This window comes from Porticoccus sp. (genome assembly GCF_965660005.1).
Classification (GTDB): Bacteria; Pseudomonadota; Gammaproteobacteria; order Pseudomonadales; family Porticoccaceae; genus Porticoccus.
The window spans coordinates 1-8443 of record NZ_CBFHYF010000057.1 but is presented as its reverse complement, the minus strand read 5'-3'; the positions used below and the strand labels follow the sequence as shown (position 1 = coordinate 8443).

General features: G+C 57.7%; 9 protein-coding genes. 8 read left to right on the top strand and 1 reads right to left on the bottom strand.

Features of this window, described 5'->3' with window-relative positions; genetic code table 11:
* Positions 1-32: 32 nt before the first annotated feature.
* Positions 33-452 (bottom strand): TonB-dependent receptor plug domain-containing protein, encoded by a 420-nt coding sequence (locus tag ACTF5G_RS09400; RefSeq protein WP_438952554.1) that lies wholly within the window; start codon positions 450-452, stop codon positions 33-35.
* 170 nt (positions 453-622) lie between these two features.
* On the opposite strand from ACTF5G_RS09400, the gene ACTF5G_RS09395 reads away from it, so the two are divergent.
* The 8 genes from ACTF5G_RS09395 to ACTF5G_RS09360 all read left to right on the top strand — a co-directional run.
* On the top strand, positions 623-1636 hold the full coding sequence (locus ACTF5G_RS09395; protein WP_438952553.1) for a haloalkane dehalogenase: 1014 nt from the start codon (positions 623-625) through the stop codon (positions 1634-1636).
* A 58-nt stretch (positions 1637-1694) separates the two neighbouring features.
* Positions 1695-2882, top strand: coding sequence for an acyl-CoA dehydrogenase family protein (locus tag ACTF5G_RS09390; protein WP_438952552.1), 1188 nt, complete (start codon positions 1695-1697; stop codon positions 2880-2882).
* A 22-nt stretch (positions 2883-2904) separates the two neighbouring features.
* The gene (locus ACTF5G_RS09385; protein ID WP_438952551.1) at positions 2905-4050 is read left to right on the top strand and encodes an acyl-CoA dehydrogenase family protein; all 1146 of its coding nucleotides are present in this window, start codon (positions 2905-2907) and stop codon (positions 4048-4050) included.
* 2 nt (positions 4051-4052) lie between these two features.
* The gene (locus ACTF5G_RS09380) at positions 4053-4721 is read left to right on the top strand and encodes an enoyl-CoA hydratase/isomerase family protein (RefSeq protein ID WP_438952550.1); all 669 of its coding nucleotides are present in this window, start codon (positions 4053-4055) and stop codon (positions 4719-4721) included.
* A gap of 5 nt (positions 4722-4726) precedes the next feature.
* Positions 4727-5416, top strand: a complete 690-nt coding sequence (locus tag ACTF5G_RS09375; RefSeq protein WP_438952549.1) for a hypothetical protein — start codon at positions 4727-4729, stop codon at positions 5414-5416.
* Positions 5417-5465: 49 nt separating this feature from the next.
* The gene (locus ACTF5G_RS09370; RefSeq protein WP_438952548.1) at positions 5466-6500 is read left to right on the top strand and encodes a phosphotransferase; all 1035 of its coding nucleotides are present in this window, start codon (positions 5466-5468) and stop codon (positions 6498-6500) included.
* Between the two features lie 16 nt (positions 6501-6516).
* Positions 6517-7938 (top strand): DUF3336 domain-containing protein, encoded by a 1422-nt coding sequence (locus ACTF5G_RS09365; protein ID WP_438952547.1) that lies wholly within the window; start codon positions 6517-6519, stop codon positions 7936-7938.
* 11 nt (positions 7939-7949) lie between these two features.
* The coding region (locus ACTF5G_RS09360; protein ID WP_438952546.1) for a DUF2855 family protein at positions 7950-8443 on the top strand (494 nt) is incomplete at its 3' end.

Below are 8443 nucleotides of genomic sequence, written 5' to 3'. Positions count from 1 at the left end.
GGACATTGCCCGACAGTCGGTACCCGACCGTGTCACCCAGGGGGCCTGAGGCCGTCCCTGTTAATTTTCCCATACCGTAGTTGCCGGCGCTGGCTCAACATAGCCTTCGAATTGTTCCAGATTGGGCCGCTTGGTGATGATACTGATAGCACCCGCATTGGCGTTCTTGCCGCACCAATGCCACGGATAGTAAGCCGGGTGGTGAACGGGCTGGAATTGGCGTTGGCGTTCAGGCTGGGTGTCATAACGGCCAGGTCGCTGGTGTCATTGATGCCTGCTTCCTGGATGGTGTCTGAGCTGAAGGCGTTCACTGCAACCGGGACATCCTGCAGGCTCTCGGAGCGCTTCTGGGCGGTAACGATGACTTCTTCAAGCGCACCGATCTGGGCAAGTGCGCCGGTACCAGAAATGGCTAGCGCGAGGGGCAATGCGAGTGGTTTTGGAGCGAACATTTTGGCGTCCTCATTAATTATTGTCTTGTAATGACACTAATAGTGACATAACCTTGTGGCATAAGTTATGCCTCAAAACGCAAAAAGGCAAGATTAGGCAATAAAAATCGTCGCGACTGCTTAAAATTCAACGCGAGGAAACCCACAAGAACGAGGAAAGCTTCCGGACGATGGAATTCAAACGTACACCTGATCAGCGATTTGACAACCTGGTCGACTACCCATTCCAGGCCCATTACCTGCAGATCGATGATACCGAGGGGGGAGAGTTGCGCATCCACTATCTTGACGAAGGGCCTGCAGGCGGCGAAGTGGTACTCCTGCTACACGGCCAGCCCGCTTGGAGCTACCTCTACCGGCACATGATCCCATCACTCGTAGAGGCTGGCTTCAGGGTGATTGCCCCCGACCTGATCGGTTTTGGCCGCTCGGACAAGCCCTCTCTGGCCAAGGACTACACCTACGCTCGCCACGTGGCCTGGATGAGTGAGTGGTTGACCCAACTGGATCTCAGCAGGATTACCGTGTTTGTGCAGGACTGGGGCAGTCTCATCGGCCTGCGCCTAGTGGCGGCATTCCCGGAGCGCTTTGCCGCGGTGGTGCTCGCCAATGGTGGACTGCCGGCGGGCCCTATACCGGAAGAGCTCGCTGGCCCGACCCGGGAAATCTATAAGACCTTGCCTGTGGTGAAAGCGGTGGACCTGGATGCCTGCTTTCGCGGTGCCTATGAAGGCGGCCCACCCGGGGTTCCGGGATTTCTCTATTGGCGAAAGTACTGCGCCGAAAGTGCGGAAATATTACGACCAGGGGATGCGATCGACAGTATCGGCGGAGCCTCTTCGCTTGCCGATGATGAAAAAGAAGCTTTCAACGCACCTTTCCCCGACGAATCCTACGCGCAGGGCGCGCGCCGTTTTCCCTCGCTGGTCCCGCTCTTTGCGGACGAGCCTGAAGTGGCTGAAAACAAGGCCGCCTGGAAAGTGCTCAAAGAATTCAACAAGCCTTTCATGCTCGCATTTACTGATGATGATCCGGTGACAGCCAGTATGGCGCAGCCGTTTCTGGATTCCGTGCCGGGTTGCCAGGGCGTCGAGCATAGAACCATCGCGCCGGCGGGCCACTTCCCGCAACAGGATCAACCCGCCCAGTGCGTACAGGCCATCCTGGATATCACCGGCCGTTAATTAATAGGGGGTAGACCACGATTAAATACGTGGTCTGTCCCCCAATAAGGAGATAGTTATGGATACACGATTTACCGATGAAGAGCTCACCTTCCAGGCGGAAGTTCGCAAGTTTTTTGCCGATTCCCTCGATGATGAGTTACGGGCCAAACTGGAGGGTGCGGAGGCTTCGCCTAACCTAAAGGAAGCCATGGTCGAATATCAACGCCGCCTCAATGCCAAGGGCTGGATGGCCCCAGGCTGGCCGGTCGAGTACGGTGGCCAGGACTGGAGCACGAGCCAGCACTTCATCTTTAACGCCGAGCGCGGCAAGGCGGGTGCGCCCGCGCCGATTCCCTTCGGTGTGACCATGGTGGCGCCGGTTATCTACACCTATGGCACCGAGGAGCAAAAGGCACGCTTCTTGCCCCGTATCCTTAACAGCGATGACTGGTGGTGCCAGGGCTACTCTGAACCCGGCGCTGGATCTGACCTGGCGTCACTGCAGTGTAAGGCTGAACGAGATGGCGACGAATACGTGGTTAACGGCAGCAAAATATGGACCTCCTTCGCCCAGGCCTCTGACTGGATTTTCTGCCTGGTGCGCACCGACAAGAGTGGTCGCAAACAGGATGGCATCAGCTTCCTGTTGATTGATATGACCACACCGGGAGTGACCGTAAGTCCCATCGACACAATCGACGGTATTTACCACCTGAATGAGGTGCACTTCGACAACGCCCGTGTGCCGGTGAACAACCGTATCGGTGAAGAGGGCAAGGGCTGGACCTATGCCAAGTCCCTGCTGGTGCACGAGCGCCTGTCCATTGCTGAAGTGGCAGAATCGAAACGCAGCCTGGAGCAGTTGCGCGAATTGGCCCGCGCCGAAGTAAACGGCGGGCAATCACTGCTGGATGATCCGCTCTTCGCAAGGCGCCTGGCAGAGGTTGAAATCGACCTGATGGCACTGGAGTTTACCGAGCTGCGCGCACTGGCCTCCGCCGCAGAAGGTGGCATGCCCGGGCCAGAATCATCGCTGTTGAAACTACAGGGCACAACCATCCAGCAGACGATACAGGAACTGCGCATGGACGTGGCCGGCTACTACAGCCAGACCCTACAAGGTGATTTGAATGTTGCGCAGTTAGGGCATGACTTTGCCGATATTGCACAGAAGCTGTATTTCCGCGGGCGCGCCTCATCAATCTACGGCGGCTCCGATGAAGTGCAGAAGAACGTAACCGCCAAGCATGTGCTGGGCCTGTAGGCAGAACACAAGGAGAGTCACGATGAATTTTAATCTTTCTGAAGAACAGACCATGATCCAGAACAGCGTGGCACGTTTCGTCCAGGACTATTATGCCTTCGAGCAGCGCAACGCCACGGTTGCCCTAGAGCACGGTTTCAGTGCGGACCACTGGCAGCAATTTGCGGAGCTTGGCTGGTTGTCCATCCCCTTCGCTGAGGAATATGGCGGTTTCGGTGGCGGCCCGGTGGATACCATGGTCATCATGCAGGAGTTCGGCCGCGGCCTGGTGTCGGAGCCCTTCCTGCCGACGGTGCTGCTGTTTGGCGGCCTGCTGCAGGCCGGCGCCAGCCATGAGGTGAAGAATGAATTGATTCCGCAGATTATCGCCGGTGAATTGCAGGGTGCCTTCGCCTTCGTCGAGCGCCAGAGCCGTTACTCCATGAGTGATGTTAAAACCCGCGCCCGCCAGGATGGCGTGAACTGGGTACTCAACGGGGAAAAGACAGTCGTGCTTAACGGTGGCGCTGCGCAGAAACTGGTGGTTCTCGCTCGCACGTCCGGTGAACAGCCGGGCGAAAATGGACTGAGCCTGTTTCTGATTGACGCCGCCACAGAAGGCGTGACCACTACGGCTTACCGAATGACCGATGGACGAGAAGTGGCAAATATTGCGCTTGAGAATGTCACTGCAGAAGTCGTGATTGGCGGACTCGGCGAGGGCTACGGCCTGATGAGCCCTGTTGTTGACCAGGCAATACTCGCTGTTGCCGCCGACGCCCTGGGGGCCATGGAATCGCTCAATGCCCAGACTCTGGAATACCTGAAAACCCGCAAGCAGTTCGGCACCCATATCGGATCTTTCCAGGCCCTGCAGCACCGCATGGTGGATATGTTCGCCGCCTGCGAAAACACCAAATCCCTGCTCTATCGGGCCGTGTGCGCACTGGATGCGGGCGACCAGGATGTCCGGCGCAGCCTGCTGGCGTTGAAGTGCATGGTAGGTAAAGCCGGCCGAAAAATTGGCGGCGAAGGTATCCAGATGCACGGTGGCATGGGCATGACCGAAGAGCTCTCGGTGGGTTCCTATGTCAAACGTCTGATGATCGCCAACATTCTGTTTGGCGATGCAGACCATCACCAGCAGCGCTTCTCTGCCCTGGTAAACTCCCCATTTAAAAAGGACTGATAATGATCGACTACGAGAAAGAGGGTGAGCTTCACCTGGTGACCATGAACGATGGTCCCAATACCATCTGTCCTGAGTGGCAAACGCGTATGCTTGGAATTCTCGATACAGTGGAGCGCGATTGTGGCAAGGGTACATCGCTGGTGCTTATTGGTGTCGAAAAATTCTTCTGCAACGGCCTCAACCTGGAAAAGCTGATGACACTCCCGCCCGAGGATATGGCCCTGTTTGGTCAGCGTATGGCGGAGATTCACCGGCGTTTCCTGATTCTGCCATGCCCGACGGTAGCCGCCGTCAACGGCCATGCCTTCGCCGGAGGCGCGTTTATGGCGCTTTCCTGCGACTACCGCATCATGCGTGAGGATCGGGGTTGGTTCTGCGTCTCAGAGGTGGATGTAGGCGTGCCAATTCCCCAGCCCATGATGGGTATCCTGCAGGGCAAACTACCCGCCAATACGGCGCGCGACGCGCTGCTGACCGGCAAACGCTACACCGCCGACGAGGCGATCGCCGCGGGTATCGCGGATGGCAAGGCATCTGGGGAAGAACTGCTGGAGCAGGCGAAAGCGCTGGCAACCCAGTTGGCCACCAAGGAGCCGGGAATTTTCAAAACTCTGAAGCGAACCTGGTTTGGCCCCATGGCTAACGCCTTGGTTGCAGAGGCCGGGTGAGAACCGTGCTGAAGAAAATACTGCTAACGCTGGTGTTGGCCCCCCTGGGCATATTCCTTTTCCTTTTCTGGTTGGCTTTTTTTTCGTCACGGCCACCGCTGACTACCGACCCCGCTACCCTGGCAGGGGACGGCAGCGCACTCAATTACTGTGAGTTGCCGGAGCTCGATGGCAGTGGCAAGATGGCCGAGGATATCCCCAAGGGTAATACGCCCGGGTGCGGCTACTCACACTTTCCCCTGCCGATCCTGGCCCAGTGCGCCGAGCCCTTACCCGAGGGCGCAGACGATATCCGCGGATTATGGATTGGTGTGGAGGGCGGCCACGTGGGTCATGTGGAGCGAGTTGAACAGTGCGGCAGTCGTACCGTAGTGACCGCAGCGGGAATCATTCATGATTACGGCCCCAACAGCACAGCGGGTTTGAATACCGACGATACCGAGGGATCGGTGCTGTTCACAGCCGGCGACGAAGAGTTCTGCATGCGCACCTCCGCCTCAATGACCTGGGAGCAGGGCGTGCTCAACTTCCATGTTTTTGGCTGGGGGCCGGTCGTCGTGAAACGCTATATGGAGGGCGAGCAACTGGTGTGGGAGTACGCCGACGGCAGTACAACCCACATGGACAGGCTTTGTACCCTGCCCGAAGAATATAAAGTGCCCACGCCCCGGGGCAAGCGATACTCATTGTTTTAATGGGGGACAGACCACGCGTGGTCTGCCCCCGATAAAAAAAGGTGTTCTGATGTCATCTGTAGATACGCTTGATGAAGCGAAATTGGCCGCTTACCTAGAAGCCCATGTGCCGGGGTTCAAGGGTCCGCTCCAGGCCAGTAAATTTTCCGGCGGCCAGTCTAACCCCACCTTCCTGATCGACGCGGACTCCAGTACTTACGTCTTGCGCCGACAGCCCCCAGGCAAACTGCTCAAGTCTGCCCACGCTGTCGACCGGGAGTTTCGTGTACTGGCCGCTCTACGGGACACGGAAGTGCCGGTCGCCGGAGTCTATCACCTGTGTGAGGATCCCGCGGTGATCGGCTCTATGTTCTACCTGATGGAGTTTTGCGACGGCCATGTCTACTGGAACCCCGCACTAGGGGAGATAGATGATCGCGAGACCCGCACCGCCATGTACGACCAGATGGCGCAAACTCTCGCCGCCATACACAGTGTCGACCTCGAAGCCGCCGGGTTAGCGGATTACGGCCGACCCGGAAACTATTTCCAGCGTCAGGTGGGGCGCTGGACCGGACAGTACCGCGCCTCGGAACTGTCGAAGATCGAGCCAATGGATCAATTAATCAGTTGGCTGGAGGCCAACCTGCCCGCCGACGATGGCCGGGTGGCACTGGTGCATGGCGACTTCCGGCTGGACAACCTGATGTACTCAGCGGATAACAGCAGGGTGATCGCGGTGCTGGACTGGGAGCTGTCTACCCTGGGTCATCCCTGCGCGGATCTGGCCTATCAATGCATGGCCATGCGCCTGCCGGCCAGCGATAAGCCGCAGATGGCACCTGCCGGCCTTGTCGGGCTCGATCTACAAGGACTGGGTCTGCCCAGTGAAGAGGAATACGTCGCGAGTTATTGTCGATACATGGGTATCGACCGTATAGAAAACTGGAATTTCTTCCTGGCCTTCAGTTTCTTCCGTCTGGCTGCGATCGCCCAGGGCGTAGCCAAGCGGGCAACACAGGGTAATGCGTCCAATGCATCGGCCCTGGAGGTTGGGGATATGGTAGAGCCGCTGGCCACTATGGCGCTCGATGTGATTGCCTGACACAGGGGACCTAGAAATGGGCATGGCTACTCAAAGGCAAATAAGACGGGCACTGAAAAGTGCGCAAAGCTACCAGGCGTGGCGTGCGGCGGCGGAGGAATGGGACGGCGAGAAGGACCTGGATCGCTGGCGCCGGCAAGACCACAGCCAACAATATGATTATGTTTCCATCCGCAGCCGCCTCGATCGACTGCGTAGCCTGAAAGTCAGGCAGGACAACCGTGGATTACTATACGCCCTGAACGAGGGTATTCACGGCAATATGGGCGGCATGGGACGGGCCGGCCTGTATGCGCACGCGCTCTCAGGTACTAAGCACCTGATAGAGGAGTACATCGAGGAAATCGTCCACACTCTGGAGCATCTGGCCAGTGAAGACAGCGGGGATATCAGCGAAAAAGAGAAGCTCGACTTCTTCCGCCGGGGCAGTCACTGCTTCGGTCATTCCGCGTTTATGATGAGCGGTTCCGGTTCCCTGTTATATTTTCACATGGGCGTCGCCCGTGTGCTGCTGGAGGCCGACCTGCTACCCACCGTGATGTCTGGCTCCAGCGGCGGCTCCATTGTCGGCAGTATTGTCTGTAGCCACACCGATGAAGAGTTGCGCGAGCTGATGCAACCGCAGAATTTTCTCGATGCACTGCCCGAATCCTCAAAAGGCAGGGGGGTTGCCGACCCGGTGGAAATGGAGGAGAGCCTGAGAGATTTTCTTCCCGATGACATGACCTTCCAGAAAGCATTTGAGAAAACCGGTCGGGCCATGAATGTCTCCATCGCCCCGGCAGAAACGCATCAGACCTCGCGCCTGCTCAACGCCACTGCATCTCCCAGCGTATTGATGCGCAGCGCGGTCATGGCCTCAGCCGCCGTCCCCGGGATTTTTCCACCGGTAACCCTGCAGGCGATCGACAGCGGTGGCCAGCGCAAGAGTTACCTGCCGTCGCGGCGCTGGGTGGATGGCTCCGTGAGCGACGATATGCCGGCCAAACGGTTGGCGCGCCTCTACGGCGTCAACCACTACATCGTCAGCCAGACTAATCCTCATGTATTGCCTTTTGTCACTGATGGGCACCGCAAGCAAACCTCACTCGGGTTGCTGCAGAATGCCGGTCTCCGCGCCATTCGCGAATGGTTCAACGCCATCACCCTGATGATTGACCGGGCGGACAAGCGTAACGGGGCAATTACCCAGGCGACCAGTCTGATGCGATCGATCATCAACCAGGATTATGTAGGTGATATTAATATTCGCCCGGATTATCGGCTGATCAATCCCGCTAACCTGCTGGGATTCCCGGGCGAGAAGCAGGTGCTGAAACTGATTGCCTCCGGCGAACGCTGTACCTGGCCCAAACTGGAAATGATCCGGCAGCAAACCCGGATCAACCGCACCCTCAGGGAAATCCTGCAGCGCTACGAGAAGGGCTTTGTCATTTAGGAGAAGAGAGTATGGGTATCACCGAAATTTGGGTAGACAAGAGTAATTTCAGGAATACACGCACGGTTGAGGCCAGCCAGCCGCAACTGGGAGAGGGCCAAATCCGCGTCGCCATAGACAAGTTTGCGCTCACCTCCAATAACGTGAGTTATGCCGTTTCCGGCGATATGATCGGCTACTGGAAGTTTTTCCCCACGGGCGAGGAGCCCTGGGGCAAGGTGACCGTATGGGGTATGGCCGACGTGGTGGAAAGTAATTCACCGGATATCGAAGTGGGTGAGCGGCTGTACGGTTTCTTCCCCATGAGCAGCCATCTGGTGATGACGCCTGGCCGGGTCACAGATGCGCACTTTATGGATGTAGCGCCTCATCGCAAGGACCTTCCGGCCCTGTACAACCAGTATTCGCGCACCCGTGCAGAGCCGGCGGAACTGCAGGCTATAGAGGACGAACGCTGCGTCTTCTTCCCCTTGTTTATGACCGGCTTCGTTATTGCCGACTTCCT